Origin of the sequence: Acinetobacter sp. EKM10A, from assembly GCF_011075215.1 — a bacterium.
Taxonomy (GTDB): Bacteria; Pseudomonadota; Gammaproteobacteria; order Pseudomonadales; family Moraxellaceae; genus Acinetobacter; species Acinetobacter baumannii.
Genome location: NZ_JAALLK010000006.1, coordinates 85,392 through 111,567, shown reverse-complemented (window position 1 = coordinate 111,567; position 26,176 = coordinate 85,392). Strand labels below are relative to the sequence as shown.

The following is a 26,176-nucleotide window of genomic DNA, read 5'->3' as shown; positions in this document are numbered from 1 at the left end:
TCTCGTCATCAATTAGAGGTACAAGAGTTTCAACTCATAATTTTAAACAGCGAATTCTTTAACTTGCTGGCTTGCCAAATCTAAAGCGTTGCTGCGATAGGCCTGCATGTCTAAGCCTTCTGCATAGATAAAATCGACGTCATGAATGCCCATTAGCCCTAACACAGCTTTGAGATAAGGTGTAACTGCCTCAGTTTCTTGGCCGACATGAATACCACCCCGACTACTTACTACCACAGCTTTTACCCCTTCAACCAAACCTTGAGGATAAGTTTCGGTATAGCGGAATGTTTGTCTTGCTCGTGCCACTAAATCAAACCAGTTTTTAAGTTGAGTCGGGACATTTAAGTTGTACATGGGTGCGCCAATGATCAATAAATCAGCGCTTTTTAATTCAGCAATTAATTCGTCCGACAAAGTTACGATTCGTTGAATGTCTTGATTTACATTTTCAGCCCCACGAAGCGCCTGAAAAATTTCTAAATCTAATACAGGCAAGTTCGTTTCAGCTAAATTGCGTATGGTAATGTCATCTTGCAAACCTTGGTCTTTTCGATGTTCAAGCATTACATCAATTAGGCGATTGGTTTGTGAACCCTCACCCATAATGCTGGATTTTAATACCAATATTTTAGCCATGACTGTCTCCACGTTTTTGATGAAGCCATATTAACTCCACAATAAATTCAACAGTGATGATATTATTTCTTATCATTGATTCCTTTTAGGCAACAATCATGCAACATGAACTAAGTGCAATATCTATATTTGTGACTGTGGTTGAAGCTGGAAGTTTTGTAAAAGCTGCCGAGCAATTGCATTTAACTCGCTCAGCCATAAGTAAAAATATTGCTCGCCTTGAAGATCAGCTTGGTGTGGCTTTATTTAAAAGAACAACACGTTCACTCAGCATGACTGACGAAGGCGCTTTGTTTTATGAACATAGCCGTCGAGCGTTAAGTGAAATACAAAATGCAGCAGCTTTATTAGACCAAAGGAAAATTAACGCAACAGGCCGGTTAAGAATGTCTGTGCCAGTGCTGTTCGGGCAACTTTTTGCTGCCCCGCTCATGGTTAAATTTGCTCAGCAACATGCGGACTTACAGTTAGAAATTTCATTTAATGACCGAAATGTAGACTTGATCGAAGAAGGTTTTGATTTATGTATAAGAATCGGGGCATTGCCTGACACCACTCAGCTCGTTGCCAAGCCGATTGGTGAGCATCGAATGCTACTTTGTGCCTCACCTGACTATTTAAATGAAGCAGGTCCCCTAGAACATATTGAAGACTTAGAGCATCACGCCACGATTGCCGATCCGCATTTTGGTCAAATGCAGAAATGGCGACTTCAAAAAGAAAATAGCGAGCCTTTCTTTATTAAGCCCAAAGCAAAACTTCTTTTAAATGACTTACAAGCTATTAAAAATGCAGCGCTTGCTGGAGCTGGTATCGCTTGGCTACCCGACTGGCTCATTCAAAATGAATTACAGGACGGTAAGCTGGTACAAGTGTTAGACGCCATGTCGAGCACTGCTTTTCCGATTCATTTGGTATGGCCTACACTGCCTTTTATGCCACTCAAAACCCGTCTTGCAATTGATTATTTGGCGCAGCATTTACCCCCTGAACTGAACAAATAAGCTTAAAAATAAAAAAAGCCTCGTCCACTTGAACAAGGCTTTTTTAATTATTCAAAGGCAACGTTTAATGCTCAGATTCAAACTCTTTAATTGCCTCTTTAGCAATTCGAAAGCTATCTACAGCAGCAGGCACGCCACAGTAAATTGCAACCTGCAAAAGCACTTCACGAATTTTCTCTTTAGGTACACCATTTCGAAGTGCACCTTTAACATGTAGTTTTAATTCATGCGGACGATTTAAAGCTGAGATCATTGCCAAGTTAATTAAACTGCGCTCAGGCTTACTTAATTCTTCACGCCCCCAAACAGCTCCCCAGCAATATTCAGTGACTAATTCTTGAAGAGGAAGATTAAACTCATCAGCATTGTTGATTGAATTATTTACATATTCTTCACCAAGAACTTGTTTGCGGATTGCTAAACCCTTTTCAAATTTTTCATTACTCATATATTCAATCCTCCAAACAAGGTGTATTTAATTTCCAGATAATCTTCAATACCGTATTTAGAACCTTCACGCCCCAAACCAGACTGTTTAATGCCACCAAAAGGCGCAACTTCATTTGAAATAAGGCCTTTATTAATTCCGACCATGCCATAATCAAGCTGTTCACTCATTCGCCAAGCACGGCCTAAATCTTTGGTATAACAATATGCGGCTAAACCAAATTCAGTTGCATTTGCCATTTCAACTGCTTGTTGCTCGGTTTCAAATTTGAATACAGCTGCTAGCGGACCAAACGTTTCTTGGGTTGCCACATCCATATCAGCGGTAACATCTGCAATCAGTGTCGGTTCAAAAAATAATTCACCCGCAGTATGCCTTTTACCACCAACCACAAGACGACCATTTTTATCTAAGGCATCTTGAATATGTGCTTCAACTTTTTTCACCGCATTGGCATTAATTAATGGCCCAATGTCATGCCCTGCTTCTAATCCATTACCAATATTAAAGTTTTGAATTTTTTGGCTTAAGGCAGCAATAAATTTTTCATAAATGCCCGCCTGCACTAAGAATCGATTGACACATACACAGGTTTGCCCTGCATTTCTAAATTTAGCAATGAGCGCTCCCTCAATTGCTGCTTCTAAATCGGCATCATCAAATACAATAAACGGCGCATTGCCACCCAATTCTAATGAAACTTTTTTTAAGGTTTTTGCTGAACGCTCAAGCAACATTTTGCCAACTGGTGTTGAACCCGTAAAAGTAAACTTACGTATGACATCACTTTCAAAAATCGCATCACCAATATGAGCTGCATCGCCTGTAATCACACTAAAAATTTCAGCAGGCACACCCGCTTGCACGGCTAAGTCCACTAAAGCCAAAGCAGTAAAAGGCGTTTCAGGCGCCGGTTTTACTATACAAGGACAACCTGCCGCCAAGGCTGGAGCAACCTTACGCGTAATCATGGCAGCGGGAAAATTCCACGGTGTAATGGCTGCCACAACACCAATAGGCTGTTTATTTACAACAATACGAGCATCTGGATATGGACTCGGAATAATATCGCCATACACTCGTTTTGCTTCTTCGGCAAACCATTCAATAAAACTGGCAGCATATAAAATTTCACCTTTGGCTTCGGCTAAAGGCTTTCCTTGCTCACTTGTTAAAATAAAAGCCAATTCATCTGCATTTGAAATAATTAAATCGAACCATTTTTTTAAAATAATTGATCGATCTTTTGCTGTTTTATTTTTCCATAGCGGCCAAGCTTCTTTGGCAGCTTCAATGGCACGCTCGGCTTCAGCCTTGCCCATATTTGGGACAGTACCAATAACCTCTAATGTCGCTGGATTTAAAATTTCGGATGTTTGTTGATGGTCTGCATCGCACCACTTTCCAGCAACAAAAGCTTGCTGACGAAATAAAGCGAGTTCATTAAGCTGCATGATCATTATCCTATTAAGATCTTCTGCATTGATAGTCGAGCGATACATAAATTAAATAGCTCACCATCAACTTTGTATTATGGCATACCAAAAATTAATTTAAAAAAATTTTCGGTATGCCCGAATGTTTAAATGTCTTTAGAAATAATAAAACAGCGTTAAGTTAAGCAACTTATTCCACTGGTTATCATCCCCTTTTGCCAATGAATCTTGAGTCCCACCAATGAATGGGTCATTTTTACTCATGATGTATTCAGCCACCAAAGATAGCTGTTTATGGTCAATAGACACACCAATAATATTACGAATCGAATCTTTCATACTGTCCTGATCTTTATCGTAATGGCTGTACATAAAGTACGGCGTAATGTTTCCGATTTGCTTAACATTTTTGAAAGAGTAGCCCACATCTGCCGTATAGAAAGTTCCTTTGTTAGCTACATAATATTCACTGTCGTAAGAGCCCATGAGCGACTGATTAGGATTAAGCTGGTCCTGATTAGTTACATCATTTTTACCGCCAGTAAGGGTCACATTTAAATTGCCATAATTGGCTTTGCCAAAAAGTGCCCATGCATGACGGCGCCCATCACTCGAAGTGGCTTTATTTTCAATATCGGATGTCCAATAGGAGCCACCGAGTTGTGTGGTTAATCCATTAATTCCAAGATTTATATTTTGAGTCACTCGGCCTACCCACATGTTCTTTTCTTGCAAATCGGTTTTGTTGGGATCGTCTGAACTCACATAATTTGCAGTGTAGCGACCTGAATCTTGGGTAGAGCCTGTGTAGTTTCCACCATCTACCGCAAAATACCCCACATCAAACTTGGTTGCTGTCGGCAATTCAAAATGATAATTCAAACCAAGATTATGAACGTCTTCTAAACCTGCGGTTGTGCTCATACTTCCATATAGGCTATTGCCCCAAAAACGTCCCGGTCCAAATGGAATCGGCTGAACACCTGCCACCACTTGATCTGTTTTATTTAATTTGTACCCTACATAACCATCAATTAAGGTAGAAAAATCACATAGATGGTCATATTGATAACAACGATATTCCGCATGACCAAATAACGGTCCACGCTCGTAGTCCAGTTTTAACTGCGCAGCATCAAAACGAATTTTTTGATCAGAAGCAGACTCTCCATAGTGTTTATCTTGATAGTTAGCGCGAACATAGCCGGATACGGTGAGCTTGCCGTATTCATCATCGGTGTTTCCAAAACTTATACCTGCGTAACTCGGATAGATTACAGCCATCAATGCTGTGCTTAGAGCCACTTGTAAATAGCTTTTTTTCATTGTCGGATTCCTTTCACTACAATGCTTATTGAGGTAATTTTGCGTTTAATGCAGGTGCAGAACATTTAATCTTTCCTAGATTAAAGACGTAATACACCACCAGACTCACCACCAAACCAATGACCCATGAAATATCCGCATCCGGAATTACATCAGCCAATGCACCTGTGAAAAACGCATTTTTTAAGAGCGGAATTTGTACCGCAATCCCAATGAAATAAGCCGTAAGCGCTTTTGCATTAAATTTGCCGTAAATACCACCATCACGTGCAAAGATGGATTGAATGTCATAAGACTTTTTATTTACCACATAGAAATCTAGTAAATTAATAGACACCCATGGCACCAAAATAAATAACAGAGCAAAAATCACATTCAAGAAGAAACTAATAAAGTTACTTGATGCCCAAAGCGCCGTTAAAGTCGCTAGAACTAACACAATGATTGATAACACGACTCGGATATTTCGGCTTGGCATCCACTGCCCTGCAAAAGTCTGAATAGAAGTAATACACGACAGAACCGCGCCGTATAGGTTCATGGCATTGTGACCAATGATATTGCATAAGAACAAAATCATAAGAACATAACCGAACAGTCCAGTACCTGACTTTACTGCTTCCATGGCATCTGCCGTTGAGCCAATACTGACCGCAATCGTCCCAAATGCCATCGCAAAAATGGTTCCTAACGATGCGCCTAAATAGGTAAAGATAAATGGCTTATAAATACCAATCGACTTCGGCAAATATCGTGAATAGTCTGAGGTATAAGGCGAGAAACTAATTTGCCATACCGCACACAAACCAAACATGGCAAACCAGCCTTTCATATTGAAAGAGCCTTTAGCAAGTACATCTGCATTAATATGCGGCACCATAATCATGAGGCCAATGAGCAACGAACCACCCATAAACCAAGTTCCGATTTTATTGAACTTATGAATAAAGTGGTAACCGATCACGCCTATTGTGGTTGCTGCAATCGCACCAATCACGGTCGCAGTCGGCACAGGAATAGCAGGAACAACGGTATGAAGGGTTTTGCCTGACAAAATAATGTTAGAGATGAAAAAACCTAAATAAATGAGGGTGGTAAACAGTACAACCAGCAATGCCCCATAACGCCCGAACTGTGCGCGGCTCTGAATCATTTGAGGAATGCCGACCTGTGGGCCTTGTGCAGAGGTTAAAGCTAAAATCGCTGCACCAAAAAAATGTCCGCAGCAGATCGCAAGCAATGCACTTACAATATTGAGGTTAAAGGTTAAAATTGACATTGCACCCGTAATGACGGCGAGCGGTGCAATATTGGTACAAAACCATAATGTGAATAGATCGCGAACTTTCCCATTACGTTCAGAGGGAGCAACATAATCAATGGAATGACTTTCGATGGCGAAAGCATTATTGCTATTTTCGTTTTGGCTCATATCCTTAATCTCTCTTTGAGGAATTCATTTCCTCAACATCAAAAAATCTGCCCAGCCAAAGTCATGTCGGTATGACTCGGCCTCATCTTTTTAATTCCTTTTACAAACAGCTTATTTCTCTGTTTGTGTTGTTTTAGCCAAGAAAAAGGTAAAGCCAGTCCAATCAATACTTGATTAAGCATCGATACATCTAGTTTTACGTTTTCAACTATTTAAAGCTTTAGGCGATTGATAAGTTTGACTGATTCATTTTTTCATCCTTGAAATTAAAATCCCGTTATATTTTCATACCTCAAGTCATGACTTATCTCATGACAAATGGGTCATCAATTGGCTCATCTGAGGTACGTAACCAAACTGTTTTTGTGGTGGTGTAATCTAAAACAGCATTTGCACCACCTTCCCGACCATGCCCCGAAAGCCCATGTCCACCAAAAGGTGCAAGTGGAGAAACAGCACGGTAAGTATTTAGCCAAACAATTCCCGACCCAATCACTTTCGTCATGCGGTGAGCACGGCTTAAATTGGTGGTAAAAACGCCTGCTGCCAACCCGTAAGGCGTACTATTGGCTTTTTGCACAGCTTCCGCTTCATCTTTGAAACTATCTACAGATAACACCGGACCAAATAGTTCAGTGGTAATGCAATCTGCTTGAGGTGCGTCGGTGCAATCTAAAATGGTTGGTGGATAGTAATAACCTGCTCGCTCAAGGCTTTTACCCCCAATAAGCAGTTTTGCACCTTGCTGGATTGAACTTGCAACGACTTGCTCAATTTTTTGGCGTTGGCGTAAGGTACAAAGCGGTCCAAACTCGGTTGCCATTTCATGAGGTAAACCAATTTTTATGGTTTGTACACGCTCAACCAAACGCTGAACAAATTCATCTTTAATGCTTTCTTCAACCAGTAAGCGTGAACCTGCTACACAACTTTGCCCAGTAGCAGCAAAAATAGCAGCGACCTGAGCATTTACCGCACTTTGAATATCTGCATCAGCAAATACAATAAATGGTGATTTTCCGCCTAATTCGAGTGAAACTTTTGCAAGATTTTCAGCCGAGTTACGCACAATGTGCCTTGCCGTTTCTGGACCGCCTGTAAACGCAACATGTGCAACATCAGGATGACTACTCAGCACGGCGCCACATTCAGGTCCGAAACCGGTAATCACGTTGACCACTCCAGCCGGAAAACCCGCTTCATGGACCAATTTAGCAAAGGCTAACAATGGTCCAGGGCCGTCTTCAGAGGCTTTTAGCACGACGGTACAACCTGCCGCTAAAGCTGGACCTACCTTCACTGCCGATAAAAATAACTGACTGTTCCAAGGAACAATTGCAGCAACCACACCCACGGGTTCACGAACAATCCATGCTTGCATGTCTGCCTTATCAATCGGTAGAAAACTGCCCTCTAATTTGTCGGCAATACCTGCATAGTAGCGATAATATTCAGCGACATAGGCAATCTGGCTCGATGTTTCACGAATAATTTTGCCCGTGTCACTGGTTTCAATTTGAGCAAGTTGCGGTGCAGCTTTTTCAATTAAATCAGCCAATTTATAGAGCAATTTACCGCGCTGGGAGGCCGTTAAACCTGCCCACTCCAGTGCTTTTAATGCCTGAGATGCCGCTTGAACTGCTCGATTGACTTCATCGGTTCGAGCTTCCGGCATATGTGCCCAGACTTCACCTGTTGCAGGATTAATACTTTCAAACGTTGCTGCACCAGATTCAAATTGACCATTAATATAAAGCTGAAAATCTGCTGTCATGATATTCGCCTCTATGCAAATGCCGGCATAACTTCATTGATCATACGTTCTAATGAGGCTTTTTTACGTTCAAAGCTCATGCCCGTATCAATCCAGAAAGAATATTCGTTATAGCCCATTGCTTCATAAGCTTTTAAGCGGTCAATGACTTCTTGGGCTTGTCCAATCACGTTATTTTTGCGCATCGCCTCAGGTGTATAAAAAGGATGTGCAGCAATTTCTTCAGGGCTTAAAGGTGCAATTAAACCTTGATGAATTTCACGCTCATTTTTAAACCAAGCGCCGAAGTAGTTATAGAAGGTATTGATTTCATCTGCTGCCAGTTGAGCATCTTCTTCACTATCTGCCACATAGGTATGGCGGAGCAACATAATTTCCGGACGCGGTACATCACTGAACTTTTTACAAGCTGCATTGAAATGCCCCATGAGCTTTTCAACTTCTTCATCACCTAAATGTAACGGTGTTACCTGTACATTACAGCCATTTTGCACAGCAAATTCGTGGCTATTTGGATCACGGGCAGCAACCCAAATTGGTGGATGCGGTTGTTGAAGCGGTTGAGGCGCCGAAGTCGTTTTTGGAAACTGCCAAAATTCCCCGTTATGCTCATAATCGCCTTTCCAAAGGTTTTTAATTGCGGGAATCATTTCACGTAAACGCTGACCTGCACTCCATGCATCCATGCCCGGAACCATACGTTCATATTCAAACGAATATGCACCACGAGCAATACCAATATCTAAACGGCCATTGGTAATAATGTCGGTCATTGCAGCTTCACCTGCAAGTTTAATCGGATGCCAGAATGGCGCTACCACCGTACCCGTACCTAAACGAACATTTTTGGTTTTATTCGCTAAATCGACCAGATTTAAAAATGGGTTCGGTGCAATGGTAAAGTTCATGGCGTGGTGCTCACCTGTCCAAACCGCATGCATACCGCCACGGTCTGCAATCTGACAAAGCTCAATCATTTCATCATAAAGCTGCTTCTGGGTTTGCTGATCAGAAACACGTTCCATATGCACAAATAATGAAAAACGCATGATTAAACTTCCTCTTTAACGATTTGACGAACTGTACCTGTTGTCTGATTTCCGTAATAAACACCATAAGTTTTCAAATGGTTTTCTTTGCGATAGCGCATCAGCATACTTTCTAAAGCACTGTCTACAAACTCAAGTTTCTCAAGATCATTTAAATCGACAAACTGACCTTTAGTGGCTTGAGCTACGGGTGTGTTGCATAAAAATGAAATATATTGCTGCTGGTTTTCAACGTTTTCATATACAGAGTAAATGAAGTTGGCAGAAGCATCTGGCTGATATTGTGCAAAGATTTTCTCAAGTGCTTTATCGGCACCGTCTTTATCGACCATGACATGCGGAATAGTCCATTTATGATCGGCAGTTTCTTCAAGTAAAATGGTATTTTCATGTCCGATAATGGCACTCATCACCACTTTAGGACCAGAGATCACCTCGGCAGAAAGTTTCGCTGGTGTGAAGTATCCACCACGATAATAACCAAGACCTGCAAAACCGGTCGAAGCAAAATCTTCAACTTTACCAATTAAAATGGCATGGTCACCTGCATCGACAACTTGATAGGTTGTACAGTCAAACCATGCACTGACATGATCGATCAGCGGGTTCTGGCAAGCACTTTTTGACCATGAAAGATTTGCAAAACGGTCTTCGCTTGGACGAGCAAAGGTATTCGAAACATCCTTTTGCTCTTCTGCCAAAATATTGATTGCAAAATGTGTAGCATTTGCAAAGTTATGATAATTGCTTGATGTCTTGGCAATACTCACTAGAAGTAAAGCTGGGTCCAAAGACACCGAAGCAAAAGAGTTCGCTGTAAAGCCAAGTGGCGTTCCATCTTCTTTACAGGTTGTGACCACCGTAACGCCCGTCATAAATGACCCGAAAGCATCACGTAGTTCACGCATTTTATTAATAGTATCCATTTCACTCATTGTTATATTCCTTCAGCAATGTGTGGCAAATTAAACGCTGGTTTCCAACCACGCTTGCATTGCATTATTCACTTTGTCAGGTGCAGTTAAGTTCACCATGTGACGTTCATTTTCAATGACAATTGCAGTGCCATGCTTTGCCTGTTTTGCCATTTGTATTGCCATTTCTGCAGTTGAATTCGGATCATCCGTTCCGGTTAACACCAAAGCAGGACAAGTGATCTTTGACCAGTCATCTGCATAGGTTTCATCGCCTTGTGCAAACGCAGAATATGCAGTGGTATAACCAGACAAGTCGACATTTTCGAGCCAAGTTTTTACTTTGGCAGCAGCTATACGCTCGACTTCACTTTCACCAAACCAGCGTTGTAGTGGAGTTTCAACATCAATACGGCCTGTTTTTAACTCTTCAGCTCTTTGGATGACTGCATGACGTGCCTGTGGTGTCCGTTTATACACACCATTGAGTACAGCCATCCGTTTAACTAAATCAGGACGGGTAACACTGACGCCTGTGGTAATTAGCGAGCCCATTGAATGCCCTGCTAAATTTACCGGGCCTAAATTTAAGGCTGTAATAAATTCGATGGTCCATTCAACAAAATCTTGTAATTTTGCGTCTGCCGGTAATTTGGTGCTTTGACCATGTCCCGGCATATCTACTGAAATCACATGATAATGTTTAGAAAAATATTCAATTTGTGGATACCATGCCGCAGCTTGCATTCCCACTCCATGGATCAGAACCAGAGGCTCTCCTTCGCCTTGCTCAAAATAGTGAGCAATACGGTTATTTGACAGCTGCAGGGTTTTTGACATCATGACCTAACTCTTCCAAATCTTTATAACGATCACCAATACGATGATGTGGTCGACCACCTGTTGCTGCACCAATCACAACAACCAGTTCGTCGGCAGCAGGTGCATCTGGAATTGCAAATTGCAATGTTAAGTAATGAGAACGGCGGCCTTCGTCATTTTTATCCATCATTGGAATTAAAATCGGCGCATTTGCTGGGCCACGGGTATTGTTAAATGCCAAATAAGACTTCGCGCCAACAGCACTACGGTAAGTATTACCAAAATGTAAGGTGTGAATTAAAGCTGATGCATGCTCAAGTTCACCATTTAAGCCCACCACTGCACTTTTACCAAAAGCTTCAACAGCCTCGCCCGAACCGACTTCATCAAGAATAAGCTTGGTTAAATGCTCGCTTAAGATTGGAGCGATACGACGAATTTCTGGTGTTAGGTTTTCTACATAACCTTGCCCTGCCCACGGATTTTTAATCACCGCTGCTGCTGCCACCATTTTTAAAGGCTTGGCTGCTTCTTTGCCGCCATCTACATAAGTGGTTTCTACATGAAGCACAGTTTTACGTATGAGTTCCATTGCTCTTCCTTGCAAGTAAATTATCTTGCCATTCGTATTATGGTATACCATAATACATACTGAAAAAAAAGCAAGAGTTTGCTATGCTAATTTTTATTGAAAAACATGTAATGAAACTCAACATGTTAAAAAACAGGAAAATTTAATTATTTATGAATCTTAAAATTGAAAACCCGCCCGTAACTTTACGAGAGCTGTGTTTAGATAAAGTGCGTAATGCCATTATTACGGGCTATTTCCCTTCAGGAAAAAGATTGGTTGAAAGAACGTTATGTGAAGAACTTGGCGTGAGCCGTTCTGTCGTTCGCGAAGTGATTCGTTATTTGGAAGCAGAAGGTTTAGTCGAGATTTTGCCAAATAAAGGCCCTATCGTTTCGCTCCTTAACTGGGACATCGCTTCACAAATTTATGAAATTCGTCTTTTATTAGAGCAAAGTGCCGTGGTCGACTGCACTAAAAATCTAGATGAAAAAACTGCTGAAAAATTAAAACTTCTATTAGAAGATCTTAAAGCTGCATTTGCCGCCGATGACATCAATCTCATTATTGCGACCTCTACCCGGCTTTATGAAACTATTTTTACTACAGCCAATCACCATATTGCTTGGGAAGTGGTTCAACGTTTAAACGGTCGAATTAGCCGTCTTCGTGCCATGACCATGAAATCAACAAAGCGTGAAATTTCAGGTTATCAACGTATTAAAAATATGTGTGAGGCCATCTATCTTCACAAAGACCCTGAAAAGGCAAAACAAGCTGTTGCTGAACATATTGCTGAAGCTGCTGCTGTCGCAAAAAATATTTTAGATGCGTGAAATCACAAATTTTAGGAAAAGGTAAATAGACCTTTATTGAATAAGTTATAGGGAAATACGATATGTCTGCGTACTGGATTGCTCATGTCACCATTCATGATATGGAACAATATAAACAATATATGGCCACTGCTCCGCAAGCTTTTCAAAAGTACGGCGCCAAGTTTCTTGCGCGTGGCGGTGCCTCAGAAGTCTTAGAAGGACAAGAGTTTGAACGTCATGTGGTGATTGAGTTTCCAGATATGGAAACCGCACGTGAATGTTATTTTTCACCTGAATATCAGCTTGCCAAAAGTAAACGCCAAGGCTGCTGTGATGTCATGGTGAGTTTTGTTGAAGGGATCTAAATTGCTGAATTGATTTCTCAACTTGAGAAATCAATTCTATTTTAAGTTGTTACATCAGCGAGCTTATTTATATGTTTTAAATAAACCTTATAAAAACCTCACCATTAACTCATCGTTCAATCGAAAAAATTTCAAGCAAACTAATCAGCTTCTTCTTTTTTAGAAGAAGGCCCCAAAGCCATACTCGAAAATACGCCATCGCGATAAATCCATGCATGTAATAATGCAGCAGATAAATGACCAATGACAACAGCAAATAATAGCCAAGCCAAAATTCCATGTAATGTACGGAACCAAGCGTAAAGCGTAGAGTTGGTTGGTGCTATAGGTGGAAGATCCCAACCCGGAAATAAAGTGACAGGCCAGTTACCTGCTGATAGCGTCGCCCATCCGAGCAATGGCAAACTAAACATCAAAATATAAAGTAGCCAATGTGATGCATGGGCAAGAAACGCCTGCCAGCGCGGTACAGTCGGCGGCAAAGGTGGAATTGGATAACAGAGTCGATTTATTAATCTTATGATGACCAATAGTAAGATTGCGATTCCTAAAGGACGGTGAATATCGATTAACCACGGACGCCAAGTCATTGAGGTGGTCATTCCTACCCCAATAAATAGCATAGCCAGAATTGCTGCCGCCATAAGCCAATGCAGTATTCGCGCAGTCAAATTAAAATGACGTGGAGCATTATCGTTAGATTTATTTTGCATTGTTCATCTCTCCTATTTGCCCACGGCATCCGTTGCTTTGCCAAATCCAATTTCACGTAATCGAGCATTGTAAGACTGTGAATAGATCGCCGCTCGTGCTGCGAGTACTGGGTCATCTGATAACTCAATTCCCGGTGGCACCAAAGTTGGGTCAAAGTTAATATCACGACATGCGCCATTTACCTGATCAGTTACATTTTTGACTTCTAATGTTCCGGCTATAACTTCTTTACGGTCTTTTGGCCAAGGCTGAGATGGGTCATTCACCGGGTCTCCCGGCTCGGCAAGTTGCAAAACCAAGTCCCAATAGAGCGGTCCTTCAGCCAAACGTTTTTTGATGTCTTTAAATAAGAAATCATGATCAGCTTGATCACGTTGCTCTTTCGTCAGACTAATAAATTTTGAATGAGGACGCATAGACCAACGGACTGGCTGTTCTTGTCCATTGGCCGCTCGCAATATAAAGGCATTTACGACATAAAATTCTGCACCGCTAAAACTACCGGTTAATGGCATCTTGGCCTTTTGCTCAATAGACTTACGCGCTTCGGGATATTCTTTTAAAAACGCCTCAACAAGGACTGGATCAGGTTTACCAGTAGACGGAACCGGTTTAAATGCTTTTTGCTGCGCCAAAAAACCTTCAGCATTTCGAGTCGGGAAATAAGGAAAGTTGTTTAATTTCATGCGCCACTGCGAATGATCGGCTGGAGAAAGTAATAAAGCCATACTCACTGTTGCGGTAGAATTATCTGCCGCATGCGGGTTACCGCTTCCAATAGAAAATCGGCCAATTGCCGGTATATCAGACTTGGCAAATACAGTGGCTTTAGAGAGTGCTGCTGCCGCACCATTACTATGGTAAGTGCCATCAAAACAAATACCTTTACCGTGTGCACGTCGATATCCGGGATCAAAGTTTTTTAATGTGTCACCCAAAAAAGTTTTGGATGTTGTTCGATGTCCAAATAGACCAGCGGTCCAAGCAAATGCCAATACTAAAGCGCCTGCGATTACAGCAATACCCACGAATCGCAGCCAATACTTCTTTAGAGTTTTAAAATTCAAATTATTCATTCTTCATCCTGTGTAAATTATATAGCTGCATTTATAAAGAAAAGTTTGATCCTATAAAAAGAGTATTACTTATATTGATGGAATTATGTTCAAGATTAGCTAAGTAAATAAAATCCCGAAATTTCTGAATCTAATAGTGATAAGCCTTAATATAATATTTATTTCTGGGCCATATAAGTTACGTACCGTGAGGTTAGTATTAAGTTTATTAACATTTGAATAGAGATAAATAAAGCATGGGAACGAAAAAAGTAAAAGTTCCCACTTTTTGACAAGTCACATTGGCTTTTAGTTTTATAAGTTGGCTATAAATTTTATATTTTAACTATTAGGTCATTTTCATATTAAATACACTCATGCCCAGCCAACCAACTGGCTTTGAGCATGAGTGAATCGTTTAACCTTTCTCTTTTAACCGTTTTGGCGTAGCCCATATTAGTAGTGCAATACACACAACACATAAGCTTGCAATAATATACAGCGCAGGCGTTGTGCTCCCTGTTATGTCTTTAATATGGCCAACCATAATAGGGCTAACAATTCCCCCTACTTGCCCTAATGTATTAATAAGCGCTGTGCCACCAGCAGCCCCCGCCCCAGCTCCGACCAAGACTTTAGGTGGTAAATTCCAGAAAGAAGGAATTGCAGCAACAATACCGGCCCCTAATAAAGCAAGCGAAATGACCACAACAACGGGGTTCGCATCAAAGAAACCGGCGGTAAAGAAACCAATAGCACCTAAAGAGAGTAAACCAGCAGTAAATTTTAAACGTTCTCCAGATTTATCTGCTAAACGTCCAACAATTACCATTGTAATTGCTCCCATGAGGTATGGAATGGCACTAAGAAAACCAATCATTTGGGTATCATCAATGCCTGAGCTTTTTATTAACTGTGGCCCCCAGAAATTTAAACCATAAGATGCAATTTGAATCAGAAAATAGATAGCACCTAAAATTAATAATCCCGGGGTTTTAATGGCAGCCCATAATGAATGAGAAGCCTTTTCTGGTTGTTTAGGTTCAACCAAACGTTTTAAGTGAGCTTTTTCTGAGGATGATAGCCATTGCGCATCATCAATACGATCTTTTAAATAAGTAAGAACACAAAGACCCAGTAAAACGCAAGGCACGCCACCGACTAAAAATAACCAATGCCAACCACGCATGTTCATCACACCATCGAGTGATGACAATAACACCCCTGAAATTGGTCCTCCAAAGATGCCTGAAAAAGCAGAAGCAAGGAAAAATAATGAAATAATTCGACCACGATAGCTTTGAGGAAACCAAAGCGTCATGTAATACAGCACACCCGGAGCAAAGCCAGCCTCCATTGCACCAATCAAGAAACGCAATACATAAAATTGCCACTCTGTGGTCACAAATACCATTAAGGCCGTTGCAACACCCCAAGAAATCATGATGCGTGCAATCCATTTTCTTGCACCAAATTTATGTAGCAATAAATTACTCGGTACTTCAAATATTACATACCCAATTACAAACAAACTGGCACCAAGGCCATAAGCTGTATTGCTTAGAGATAAATCAGCTTGTAACTGAAACTTGGAGAAACTAATGTTGATACGATCAAAAAAAGCAAATAAGTAACACACCATAATTAATGGCATGATTTTCCATGCTACTTTTTTTATTAATTGCTTTTCGGCAATTGCTTCAGCCGATAATTCCATGCTTTGCGTTAAACTCATTTATTTTCTCCTGAAAATGAGCCTTAAGACGCGTCCTATCAAGATTTTAAAGACGAGTTGACCGATAACGATACGAATATCGTCTCATTTCCAACTATCTTGAGTGACGTATCTTAATTAAGTGATTTGATGTAATCCGGTATAGGATGCAAGTCTGTATTTCTCCCCGCCTTAGCAAGTTGGCTTGGCGTGTCATGCCCTAAAAGAGCTGGTAAGGTTCTGGAAAGTTGAATAAGAGCATCTAAATCAATAGTGGTGGGTATTCCAATTTCTTCGCACATATTGACCAAATCTTCAGTACAAATATTTCCAGAAGCCCCTGGTGCAAACGGGCACCCACCTAAACCACCCAATGCAGCATCAAACCGTCTTGCTCCAACCTCATAAGCTGCAAGAACATTAGTTAATCCCAATCCACGTGTATTATGAAAATGTAGGGTCAACTGCTCAGGTGAAATTAACGATAAAACGTGAGAGACAATTCTTTTCACTTGCACTGGGTTCGCCATACCAGTGGTATCTGCCAGTGTAATGTTATGAATACCCAGTTTTAGATAGTGCTCAACTAGGTTGAACACTTCTTTTTCACTGATTTTTCCCTCAAATGGACAGCCAAACGTTGTCGCAACAGTTCCATTAAACTGTGTTTTACCCTGTAGCTGTTCCACAATTTCGGTAAATCCCGCAAACGATTGAGCTTTAGTCATACGCATATTGGCAAGATTGTGAGTTTGGCTAGCAGAGAGGACTAGATTCAACTCATTTGCATTGGCTTCCACTGCCCGAAGCGCGCCTTTTAAGTTTGGAATTAGCCCAACATAAATAATATCTTTATGGCGTGTAATTCCTGTAAAAACCTCCTCACCATCTCTCAAATTTGGAATCGCTTTTGGCGAGACAAAAGAGCCTGCTTCAATTCGAGAGAAACCCATTGTCGACAATTGATTAATCAAATCAATTTTCTTATCGGTAGGCACCCAAGTTGGCTCAATTTGCAAACCATCTCGTGGAGAGACTTCTTGTACAACAAGTAAGTCGGAAAATGCTGTCATTGCACTACTCCCGATACACGTAGGCTTTCAATTTCTTCAGCTTGATATCCGTATTGTTTTAAAACAGATTCGGTATGCTCACCCAGCTCAGGACCACGCCATTTGACCTGCCCCGGGGTTTCGGAAAGCTTCGGAACAATACCCGGCATTTTTACCACCTGACCATCAGGCAACTCGGTTGAAAGCAACATATCACGTGCATTAAAGTGCGGATCATTGACCATATCGGCTACAGAATAAATTCGCCCAGAAGGAACCTCAGCCTGTTCAAGCTGTTGCAAGACTTCATCAATTGAATGCTGTCGACTCCATGATTCAATTGCAGCATCTAGCAAATCACTTTGTTGCGCACGCCCATCGTTGTGTTCAAACTCAGGTCGATTTGCCAAATCTTCACGACCAATTACATGCATTAAGCGTTTAAAAATTGGGTCACTGTTTCCTGCAATTACCACAAAAGCATTGTCTTTCGTTCGATAGGTATTTGAAGGGGCAATACCCGGTAATGAACCTCCGGAACGCTCCCGAATAAAACCATGTAAGTCGTATTCCGGGACAACACTTTCCATAATATTGAAGACACTCTCTGCGAGTGACACGTCAACAATCTGTCCGTTACCGTTATTGGTTTTGATATTTACAATCGACATTAAAGCGCCAATCACTGCATGTAATGAAGCAAGTGAGTCACCCAAACTCACGCCAACTCGTGCAGGCGCAGAATCTTGTGAACCCGTTGTATAACGAATTCCACCCATTGCCTCACCAATCGCACCAAAGCCCGGCTTGTCTTTATAAGGGCCAGATTGACCATAACCAGATATGCGAACAAAAGTCAGTTTAGGGTTAATTGATTTTAGGGTTTCCCAATCTAACCCCAGCTTTTCAAGCGCACCGGGACGCATGTTTTCGACCAGAATGTCGGTATCGACAATCATCTTTTTGATTAAAGCAATTGCTTCCGGTGACTTAAGATTAAGCGCTAAAGATTTCTTATTACGTGACTGTAAATACCACCACAAAGATGTTCCGTGATGTAACTTACGCCATTTACGAAGTGGATCGCCTTTGCCAATAGGTTCAATTTTTATGACTTCAGCACCGAACTCAGCAAGAATGCGTGTTGCAAAAGGAGCTGCAATTAGCGTTCCTATTTCTAGGACTTTTATTTTCTCAAGGGCTAGACTCATAACAATCCATATTATATCTACTTCCGATAGAATTAAATTTATGGCGCAATGAGCAGTAATACAATTCTTAAAAGATCAACAAGTCTTCGTGTTTTGCGAAACCTATAAAAATCATTTAGGTATAATTTCTTTATGTGGATGCATAAAATATTGTTTTAAAAGCAAAGTTACTGGATTTAAAAACTCATCACGCTTGGACACAAGATATAAGTCCCTTTTTGCCCAATCATCGGTTAACTCTACACTTGCCAGCCCTAAGGGTTTACCAAAGATTTCAAATACCTTATGTGGCAAAATCCCAATCCCCATACCCGCCTGTACCATACGGCAAACAGCATCAAAACTTGTCACCAATATTCTGAGTTTGAGCTGCTTTCCTAACGCTTCAGACTTTTGCTGCAAAATTCGGTTAATTGCACTTTGAGTATGTAAGCCAATAAAGTCGTAATCTAATGCATCTTCAAAGGAAATGATTTTCTGTTCACTTAAATATTGCTGGTTTTGTATGACCGCGACCAGCCGATCGCTACGATAATGATAATAATCCAGATCTTCTGATAAATTCTCAGCAATGCAGATGCCTAAGTCAGCAATTTTATTACTTACATTTTGAATAATTTCTATACTTGGACGTTCTTCAAGCTCAATCTTAATTTGAGGGTTTTCAACAATAAAAGGATGTAGACTTTCGGGTAAAAACTGAATGATCGTTGATAAATTTGCCTGTAATCGTACAAAACCTTTAATGCCTACTTTGTATTCTTCTAACTCAACCGAAGCTTTATAAACCGAGTCTAAGATGGTTCTGCAATGATAAAGCAGGCTTTCACCAGCAGGCGTAATTTGCATGCCCTTACCATCACGAATAAACAGTTTGGTTCCAATCAAATGCTCCAAATCAGTCAAACGCTTACTTGCAGCAGACAGCGCAATCATATTTTTTTCAGCGGCCTTGCTCAGAGATTTTTCATCACAAACAGACTGGAAAATCGTTAAGGTGACCAAATCCAGTTTACGAATAATATTTTCTATATGCACTACAGATGACCCATCTTATAACTTGAAACTCATAACGCTATAATAAATATATAGAATTATAAAAATTTTATATTTCTCGCCTATGATTCTGATAAATAAAATATTATCAAAAGCTTAAACTTACCAAGTTAAAATCAAATCTAAATTAATTTGCTGAGTATTAAAAGCTGATTATGGAATAACATCATAAAACTCTCACAATTCAGTTCATACATATGCTTCCCCAATCACGGACTAAAATTTCTAACAAAAGAGTTTAAAAAACAATCCAACATCTTTTCCCGCTCGATTGCCCCATCTGAACTTAAAAGCTGAATAATTGTGCCCTCCACCATATATACAAATAGCTTGGCATCGGTAAAAGAAGCATCCGCGTTTAGCACTCTAAGCTGACTATAAATTTCATTTTTGAGCCATGTTCTATAGCGCATTGCGGTCTGATAGGCTTTGGGATAACTATTTTTAATCTCAAAAATAGCTTTAAATAATAAGTAATACGGCCCTTCTAAATCGGTATGTAAATAATAAAGCTTCTTAAGTTTATCTATTGCGGCAGTGTTTAAGTCATACTCGACCATTGCGACCACTTGTTCTTGGAGCTTTTCTTTTTGCACAATCAGGCAGATTTCAATAAGCCGTTCTTTAGAGTGGAAATAATTATAAAAAGTCGCTTTCGTAATTTCTGATTCTTTCACTATTCTGTCGACGCCAATAAGGTGAAAACCACGGTGATGGAACAGATCAATTGCTTTATTTACAACGTATAGGGTACGTGTTGGGAGAACTAAATTTGGCATAGTTTTACCGTTATAAAAATTTTTGTTGTATGTAGAGATAAAAAAGCCTGTGCCCCTTTTGGGAGAAAAAAAGGCACAGCAAAGCCGTAAAGACTGTGCTTGGCACATCTCAAGTTTGTTATTGCTGAGTTTTAAGTAAAAATGACTTTAAGCCTGAAAACCTTAGGGCAATCAAGCTGCTTTAATTTTTAAGCTGTGTCGTTATAGCTTTTGGCATTGAGAGCCAAGAAATAATGGATGTGCAAAGCCAACTCCTTTTTATTGGGAGTTCTACCAGACATTTAAATTATGGTGGCAGAACGAGAAAGGGTTCGCGGACTGGTACAACAACCAGCACACCCGAAGGTGTCCCTCTCCCGTCCTACCGCTACGGGAGGAGACGAGGAGATGCTCACACAAAATTATCCCTCAGAAAGGAATAATTCTGATGCTGTTGTAATCGGTCCGCGACGACCGGCTGGCAATGTGGCCAGCAGGCAAAGAATAGTGCCCAACCCTTTTACAGTCAAGCACGCAAAATGCCATTTGTTTTAAATTAAATCATTAGAAAAGTAAGGCTAAATAATGGGTGGGTTATTGTTAAGTGGGGGTTGTAGAGGGGGGATTTTTTAGGCTTAATGCGGTGCTCATTTTGTAATTTAAGTGAGAAATTAGAAGTTTGTTAACACTTTATTCGTTTTATATTTTGATTCTTCTCTATTCTTTTTATTAGTTGAAATTGATAAGCTTTACATATCTGGAGTGCCAGCTAAAAGATAAATATAAAATATTATTAATTTTTTAACTACTTACTTTAAATTTATCTTATTTCATAAAAAGGCTATTCTTTTTTCTATAAAATCTTAATCATTCTCCTCCGCATACCTAGTAAAATTATTCGATTTTTATATATTAATTCTTATATATTAATTGATAATTATACCTAGAAAATTTATAAAAATTTAAATATGATTTAGAAATCAAATACACTTAATTTCTAGCTTATGGAAAATTATCTAGAAGAAAATGAAAGATACAAAAAATGGCTTAATCAATTTGAGGAAGTAGATCAACCTTATGCTCAATTGTTAATACAAAAATTACAATGGGTTTCAAGTCATGAATTTCAAGTAAAAATTAAAAATGAAATATATAGCCTTTTTAACAATGATAAGATTGCACTATTTGTCGAACGAGAAGTATCTAATGGAGAAACTGTATATAAATTTGCAAGTGAAAGACCAAGAAGAGCTATAGGTTCAGCCTTTCCTCCTATCAATAATGGTATAAATTCTAATCATGAAGTTGGAAGTGAAGGAATTTTAAATAATATTGCAACTACCCTACAAAGATCGAACTCCCAAAATTTTTTTTACTATCCTAGTGCAGAAAAAATTAGAGCAAAAAAAATTAATAAAGTGATTATATTAACGGACACTATAGCTTCAGGTAATCAAATTAGAAAATTTCTTGAAGCTTTTGCACAAACACCGTCTATCGAAAGTTGGCATTCTTCAGGTTATATTAGTTTTTATATTGTGTGCTATGCAATTACGGAAAATGCATTAGATTTCGTTAGTAAACATAAACTTAAACCACAAATAAACTATGTTTGTGTTTGTCCAACTATATCCAACTCTTTTAATCCAATAGAGCAAAAAAAAATTAGAGAGATTTGTAATAAATATAATCCTAATAAACGATCAGATCCTCCTTTCGCAGTAGGTTATGGAGATGTAGGATCACTAATTTATTATGAACATGGCATACCGAACAATGCTCCTGAAATTCTTTATAAAAGGTCAGAAAAATGGTTCCCTCTATTCAGAGGAAGAACGACTATAGATTTCAGTGAGCAATTACCAACTAATATAAAGTCATTAGATACAGAAGACTATTTAAATTTAATGAAAGATAAAAATATCGTTGTATCTAAGAAGTTTTCAAATTTAAGTGAAAAAGGGAAATCTTATATACTTGTCTTATTTTCTTTAAAAAAACCTCCTAGATCAGTACGAGCTATTTCTAAAAAGACTAAGCTTTCATCTAGCTCTGTAACCGATATAATTGTTAATCTACGCTATTTAGAGTGGATTGATGACTATAACCGAATAACAGATGAAGGATATTTACTAATAAAATATTTAAAAAAAAATGAGTCGAATAACGTTACTATACTTCCCAATATTGATAAAAAGGAATATTATCCTACATCGTTGAGGAGACCATAATGTTTCATTTAGCGTTCGCTCAAGTAACTATTACAGTTACTTGTCTGATTAGTTTTAAACTCAATCAGTCGGCTATATTCTATATAAGCCCAAGTAATAGCTCTCGCAAAAGAGTAACCAAGATCACGACAATAGCGACTAAAGTCGCTCGATTGTGTCCTCACTTATTGTCGCGATCTTACTTACCCCTCCGGGGCCAAAGTAAATGAAATCATGGTCTCCTCAGCACTATAAAATTGAAGGCAAAAAAAATAAGATTGATAAAGAAATTATTGATAGTGCATTAGAACATGCTAAAAGAATTAGATCTAAAAATAATATTAATCCTATATTCACTTTAAGACACCTTTCATATTTAGCTAACGTCGAATATAGTTTCCTTCGTTCAATAGTTTATAGAGATTTAGAAGATTATTGGGATTTAGAAGAACCTCTATATCGCTATTTTCAAATAAGAAAAAAAAATTCTTTAGAAAAAAGAAGAATTTTTATTCCGCATCCTCAACTTGTTAAAGTTCAAAAATATATTCATCAAAATATTTTGAAATTTGTTGAATGTCATGAAAATAGTTTTGCGTATACTCCTGGTATTTCCATTGTTGATGCAGCTAGCCTACATACGAATAGTAAATGGTTGATAAAATTAGACATTACAGCTTTCTTTGAAAGCATCTCCGAAGTATCTGTGTACAAAGTATTTCGATCCCTAGAATTTCCGGCTCTTTTATCTTTTGAACTTGCAAGAATATGTACATGGAATAGTCCTAGAAACCGGAATACTATTCCACCAAGGTTTAAAATTTCAAAAAAAACCAATTATACGGTTTATTCTTCTACCGAAGGTATTGAATTGGGACATTTACCTCAAGGAGCACCAACGAGTCCAAGTCTTTCAAATCTAGTATGTAGAGAACTTGATAAACAATTGACAGCATTTTCAGTTAAAAATGAATTAGAATATTCCCGATATTCAGATGATATTACCTTTTCATCTAAAAATATAAATTTTTCAAGAAAAGATGCTATTGAAATTATAAAAATGGTATATAAAATTTTAATAAATTATGGTTTTACTCCTAATATACAAAAAACAAAAATAATCTCTCCTAAAGCTAAAAAAATAGTTTTAGGTTTAAATGTTGATAGAGAAAAAGTAAAGTTAGATAAAAAATTTAAAAACAAAATTAATCAAAACATTTATTTTTGTTTACATCCTGATATTGGTCCGGTACGACAAGCTAAATATAAAAAATTCTCTTCTGTTCTTGGTTTTAAAAATCATTTGCATGGATTAATAATATATGCCCTATCGATAGATAAAGAGTTTGGCGAAAAAGCTTTAAATAATTATAATAAAATCGTATGGCCAATACATTAAACTATTATATTTTAATTATCATATCCTTTATTTATCATAATGAGTTGAGTGCTTTAATTAATTTCAACTCATTACACATCTTTATAGACCATAACTTCCATTACTAAAAGGGGAGAAAATTAAGCTTTATCTTTATAGCTGAACTAGACTTCGTGCCATGTCCTAGCTAGTTAAATATAGCCAATGTTTAGATATTATTCGACCATCAGCTCACTTTTAGAGTAGAAGTTTTGATTATAAATACCTCCTAAAGATAATACTAAATATTACTTCTGACTCGCTTAAACTTTATATCTTCTAATATATTACTTATTTAGTTAAGTTCTGCTTCGGAGATCTAATCCCCCAAATAACCACCTGTTACGGCGCAAGTCTGTAACAGGTAGATGTAAACAAAGCGACTCTATTACTCAAACCATCTGTTATCACTACTTCATAATGAGCAAATTTTTTACTACTGCCGACCTTGGTTGCCGATGCAATTAACACCCTATCTTTCGCACCGCTCATATAACGAATATCAGCCTGTAAGCCAGTATATGGTGCATCCCCTGCATTACAAGCCATCGCAAAAGCAATATCGGCTAAAGAAAATATGACGCCACCATGCACGCCGCCCAAGGCATTCATGTGTTCGTCTTTTACATGAAGCTGACAACGCGCTTCATCAAAACTGCGATGCAGCACTTGAACACCTAATAATTCTGCGAACTGATCAACCGCAGTCGTTTCCATTTTTTGCACAAACGTCTCCCTACTCGTGCGAGTATTCCTTAAGTGTTATAAACCTATGTGTATTGAAATCGACTTATGAATCGCTGTTAAACACTATCTTGTTTAATCTGATAGTTTGAAGAACTAAAGTCCTTATAGGTCAGGCGGTCATCCAACTCTGAAGTTAAAGGCTGAACTTCTTGCATTGAATTTAAGCAGCGCTGTGCAAGCTCCATGTATTCTTGCGTGCCGCGGGTTTTCCACTTTTTTTCTTGTTCTGATAACTCACGTGCAACCTTGGCAGGACTACCCATTGCCAATACATTTGCCGGAATAATATCTTTGGTTTTGACCAAGCTATTTGCACCAATAATAGTGTTTTCACCAATTTCGGCATAGTCCAAAATTACGCTGTTCATGCCGACCAAAACATTTTTTCCAATGCGGCAACCATGCAAAATTGCCCCATGCCCTATGTGGCCCATTTCCTCAACTAAAGTCACGCTTTGCGGAAAGCCATGTACGGTGCAGCTATCTTGTATATTGGCATTTTGCTTAATATGGATACGACCAAAATCGGCACGCAATGAGGCAAATGGTCCTACATATACGCCCGCTTCAATAATCACATCACCAATTAAAACAGCAGTTGGGTGTACAAAAGCGTCTGGGCTAACGACTGGAATAACACCGTCAATACTATAACAAGGCATGATTTAACCTCTCATTTGTCGCAACCAAACCTCCGAAACGGCGCCAATAATGTGCTGTGGCATTTGGCATTGGTCCTTCTGCTGTTGCGGCAACAGACAAGAAGTATTCATCGGCAGGTTCAAATACTTTTTTATAAATATTCATTGATAACGTTCGTGCACTAATCGCGGGCCAGTCAGTTGGCAACAACTCAAGCGGCAATGCAGGGTCTTTCAATAAAATCCGTCGATAATAATGAATCAGCAAAGTTCGAATTTGAAAGGCCTGAACAGGTTCGAGTTGTTCATTTTCCTGCATCAGCAACACGCCAATTTCTCTAAAAATATCGAGAAACTGTAGATATCTTTGGCGTAATTCATCGATGGGCCAGTTGGTTCTGAGCATACGGCCAATGGTATCGACCGAGTTATTAAAGAGCTGCAATGTTTCGGCTTTAAACACCACCACCTGCTCACTCATATTTAAGTCAACCAACAAGCGTTGCAGTTCAATACGGTTACAACCCGGATAAGCCATTAAGTTTGTCGAAATATTGGCAAACCCTAACCATTCGAGTTCTTTTTTTAACAATGCTTTATTTTCAGTGTCGAGGCTAGACATCAGAATAAGATCCCAATAATGGTCCCACTCTTTCATCTGGTCGTTGTAAATGCGTTGCTCGGCTTGCAAATAGGTCGAACGGCTCGAATCGGTAATTCGATAAAAACTGGTTCTGCCGATTTTGTCCGAACATAACCAATCATTTTTAACTAAACGAAAAACTGAGGTTCTTACAGCGCGGTCATTAAAACCAAATAGCTCTAATAACTGAATCAGGCTTGCAAGACTGATATTTCCACCCCGATGAAGTACTGAATCTCCAAAAATTGTCGAAATAAGCGAAGTTCCACTTAAGGTTTCATTCTTTACAACAGAATCAATTATTTGCTGTATTTTTGCACTCATACTCATGTCTTGGCGTTTAGTTTCAGGGTATAGATT

26 protein-coding genes are annotated in these 26,176 nt (G+C 39.2%); 5 read left to right on the top strand and 21 right to left on the bottom strand.

Annotated elements, in window-relative coordinates:
• Positions 1-42: 42 nt before the first annotated feature.
• The gene (locus G9371_RS09950) at positions 43-639 is read right to left on the bottom strand and encodes an NAD(P)H-dependent oxidoreductase (protein ID WP_029424182.1); all 597 of its coding nucleotides are present in this window, start codon (positions 637-639) and stop codon (positions 43-45) included.
• 98 nt (positions 640-737) lie between these two features.
• Between G9371_RS09950 and G9371_RS09945 the strand changes: the two genes are divergently transcribed.
• A complete protein-coding gene (locus G9371_RS09945; protein ID WP_029424183.1) occupies positions 738-1,643 on the top strand; it encodes a LysR family transcriptional regulator in 906 nt (301 codons plus the stop codon).
• Positions 1,644-1,707: 64 nt separating this feature from the next.
• On the opposite strand, the gene G9371_RS09940 is transcribed toward G9371_RS09945, so the two are convergent.
• The 10 genes from G9371_RS09940 to G9371_RS09895 form a co-directional block, all read right to left on the bottom strand.
• A complete protein-coding gene (locus G9371_RS09940) occupies positions 1,708-2,091 on the bottom strand; it encodes a carboxymuconolactone decarboxylase family protein (protein WP_029424184.1) in 384 nt (127 codons plus the stop codon).
• Positions 2,088-3,545, bottom strand: coding sequence for an NAD-dependent succinate-semialdehyde dehydrogenase (locus tag G9371_RS09935; protein ID WP_029424185.1), 1,458 nt, complete (start codon positions 3,543-3,545; stop codon positions 2,088-2,090). Before G9371_RS09935 ends, G9371_RS09940 begins: the two co-directional genes overlap by 4 nt.
• Before the next feature lie 138 nt (positions 3,546-3,683).
• Positions 3,684-4,853 carry a hypothetical protein gene (locus tag G9371_RS09930; protein WP_029424186.1) on the bottom strand — a complete coding sequence of 390 codons (1,170 nt, stop codon included), beginning with the start codon at positions 4,851-4,853 and terminating at the stop codon, positions 3,684-3,686.
• Positions 4,854-4,878: 25 nt separating this feature from the next.
• Entirely contained in the window at positions 4,879-6,285 is a 1,407-nt protein-coding gene (locus tag G9371_RS09925) for a purine-cytosine permease family protein (RefSeq protein WP_029424187.1), read from the bottom strand.
• A gap of 38 nt (positions 6,286-6,323) precedes the next feature.
• Positions 6,324-6,467: a hypothetical protein gene (locus G9371_RS09920; RefSeq protein ID WP_081313759.1), complete on the bottom strand. Its 144-nt coding sequence runs from the start codon at positions 6,465-6,467 to the stop codon at positions 6,324-6,326.
• A gap of 122 nt (positions 6,468-6,589) precedes the next feature.
• The gene (tgnC, locus tag G9371_RS09915) at positions 6,590-8,059 is read right to left on the bottom strand and encodes a (Z)-2-((N-methylformamido)methylene)-5-hydroxybutyrolactone dehydrogenase (protein ID WP_165471268.1); all 1,470 of its coding nucleotides are present in this window, start codon (positions 8,057-8,059) and stop codon (positions 6,590-6,592) included.
• Positions 8,060-8,070: 11 nt separating this feature from the next.
• On the bottom strand, positions 8,071-9,108 hold the full coding sequence (gene tgnB, locus G9371_RS09910) for a flavin-dependent trigonelline monooxygenase oxygenase component (RefSeq protein WP_029424189.1): 1,038 nt from the start codon (positions 9,106-9,108) through the stop codon (positions 8,071-8,073).
• Between the two features lie 2 nt (positions 9,109-9,110).
• A complete protein-coding gene (tgnA, locus tag G9371_RS09905; RefSeq protein WP_004747604.1) occupies positions 9,111-10,043 on the bottom strand; it encodes a flavin-dependent trigonelline monooxygenase reductase component in 933 nt (310 codons plus the stop codon).
• A gap of 30 nt (positions 10,044-10,073) precedes the next feature.
• A complete protein-coding gene (locus tag G9371_RS09900; RefSeq protein WP_000987212.1) occupies positions 10,074-10,865 on the bottom strand; it encodes an alpha/beta fold hydrolase in 792 nt (263 codons plus the stop codon).
• Positions 10,834-11,436, bottom strand: coding sequence for an amino acid synthesis family protein (locus G9371_RS09895; RefSeq protein ID WP_000420415.1), 603 nt, complete (start codon positions 11,434-11,436; stop codon positions 10,834-10,836). The genes G9371_RS09900 and G9371_RS09895 overlap by 32 nt, the downstream gene beginning before the upstream one ends.
• 152 nt (positions 11,437-11,588) lie before the next feature.
• Here G9371_RS09895 and G9371_RS09890 point away from each other — a divergent pair, with 152 nt between their 5' ends.
• Both G9371_RS09890 and G9371_RS09885 read left to right on the top strand, forming a co-directional pair.
• Complete coding sequence (locus tag G9371_RS09890; protein ID WP_001049495.1) at positions 11,589-12,251, top strand: GntR family transcriptional regulator; 663 nt, start codon at positions 11,589-11,591, stop codon at positions 12,249-12,251.
• A gap of 62 nt (positions 12,252-12,313) precedes the next feature.
• Positions 12,314-12,598 (top strand): DUF1330 domain-containing protein, encoded by a 285-nt coding sequence (locus G9371_RS09885; RefSeq protein WP_001277471.1) that lies wholly within the window; start codon positions 12,314-12,316, stop codon positions 12,596-12,598.
• A 140-nt stretch (positions 12,599-12,738) separates the two neighbouring features.
• Here G9371_RS09885 and G9371_RS09880 read toward each other — a convergent pair whose 3' ends face one another.
• The 7 genes from G9371_RS09880 to G9371_RS09850 all read right to left on the bottom strand — a co-directional run bounded on the left by G9371_RS09880 (position 12,739) and on the right by G9371_RS09850 (position 20,179).
• Positions 12,739-13,311, bottom strand: a complete 573-nt coding sequence (locus G9371_RS09880; protein ID WP_029424190.1) for a cytochrome b — start codon at positions 13,309-13,311, stop codon at positions 12,739-12,741.
• A gap of 12 nt (positions 13,312-13,323) precedes the next feature.
• On the bottom strand, positions 13,324-14,388 hold the full coding sequence (locus tag G9371_RS09875) for a catalase family peroxidase (RefSeq protein ID WP_001061483.1): 1,065 nt from the start codon (positions 14,386-14,388) through the stop codon (positions 13,324-13,326).
• A gap of 397 nt (positions 14,389-14,785) precedes the next feature.
• The gene (locus G9371_RS09870) at positions 14,786-16,102 is read right to left on the bottom strand and encodes an MFS transporter (RefSeq protein ID WP_029424191.1); all 1,317 of its coding nucleotides are present in this window, start codon (positions 16,100-16,102) and stop codon (positions 14,786-14,788) included.
• Positions 16,103-16,215: 113 nt separating this feature from the next.
• Positions 16,216-17,154 (bottom strand): hydroxymethylglutaryl-CoA lyase, encoded by a 939-nt coding sequence (locus tag G9371_RS09865; protein ID WP_000123653.1) that lies wholly within the window; start codon positions 17,152-17,154, stop codon positions 16,216-16,218.
• Entirely contained in the window at positions 17,151-18,344 is a 1,194-nt protein-coding gene (locus G9371_RS09860; RefSeq protein WP_000050378.1) for a CaiB/BaiF CoA transferase family protein, read from the bottom strand. Before G9371_RS09860 ends, G9371_RS09865 begins: the two co-directional genes overlap by 4 nt.
• Before the next feature lie 111 nt (positions 18,345-18,455).
• A complete protein-coding gene (locus tag G9371_RS09855) occupies positions 18,456-19,382 on the bottom strand; it encodes a LysR family transcriptional regulator (protein WP_000546794.1) in 927 nt (308 codons plus the stop codon).
• A 227-nt stretch (positions 19,383-19,609) separates the two neighbouring features.
• A complete protein-coding gene (locus G9371_RS09850; protein WP_029424192.1) occupies positions 19,610-20,179 on the bottom strand; it encodes a TetR/AcrR family transcriptional regulator in 570 nt (189 codons plus the stop codon).
• Positions 20,180-21,162: 983 nt separating this feature from the next.
• On the opposite strand from G9371_RS09850, the gene G9371_RS09845 reads away from it, so the two are divergent.
• Both G9371_RS09845 and G9371_RS09840 read left to right on the top strand, forming a co-directional pair.
• Entirely contained in the window at positions 21,163-22,389 is a 1,227-nt protein-coding gene (locus tag G9371_RS09845; protein WP_024437433.1) for a hypothetical protein, read from the top strand.
• A gap of 205 nt (positions 22,390-22,594) precedes the next feature.
• Positions 22,595-23,767, top strand: a complete 1,173-nt coding sequence (locus G9371_RS09840; protein ID WP_002108265.1) for a reverse transcriptase family protein — start codon at positions 22,595-22,597, stop codon at positions 23,765-23,767.
• A 360-nt stretch (positions 23,768-24,127) separates the two neighbouring features.
• On the opposite strand, the gene G9371_RS09835 is transcribed toward G9371_RS09840, so the two are convergent.
• The 3 genes from G9371_RS09835 to paaX form a co-directional block, all read right to left on the bottom strand.
• Entirely contained in the window at positions 24,128-24,511 is a 384-nt protein-coding gene (locus G9371_RS09835; protein ID WP_029424193.1) for a PaaI family thioesterase, read from the bottom strand.
• A gap of 77 nt (positions 24,512-24,588) precedes the next feature.
• A complete protein-coding gene (locus tag G9371_RS09830; RefSeq protein ID WP_029424194.1) occupies positions 24,589-25,194 on the bottom strand; it encodes a DapH/DapD/GlmU-related protein in 606 nt (201 codons plus the stop codon).
• Positions 25,181-26,146 (bottom strand): phenylacetic acid degradation operon negative regulatory protein PaaX, encoded by a 966-nt coding sequence (paaX, locus tag G9371_RS09825; protein WP_000062822.1) that lies wholly within the window; start codon positions 26,144-26,146, stop codon positions 25,181-25,183. Before paaX ends, G9371_RS09830 begins: the two co-directional genes overlap by 14 nt.
• Between the last annotated feature and the right edge of the window lie 30 nt (positions 26,147-26,176).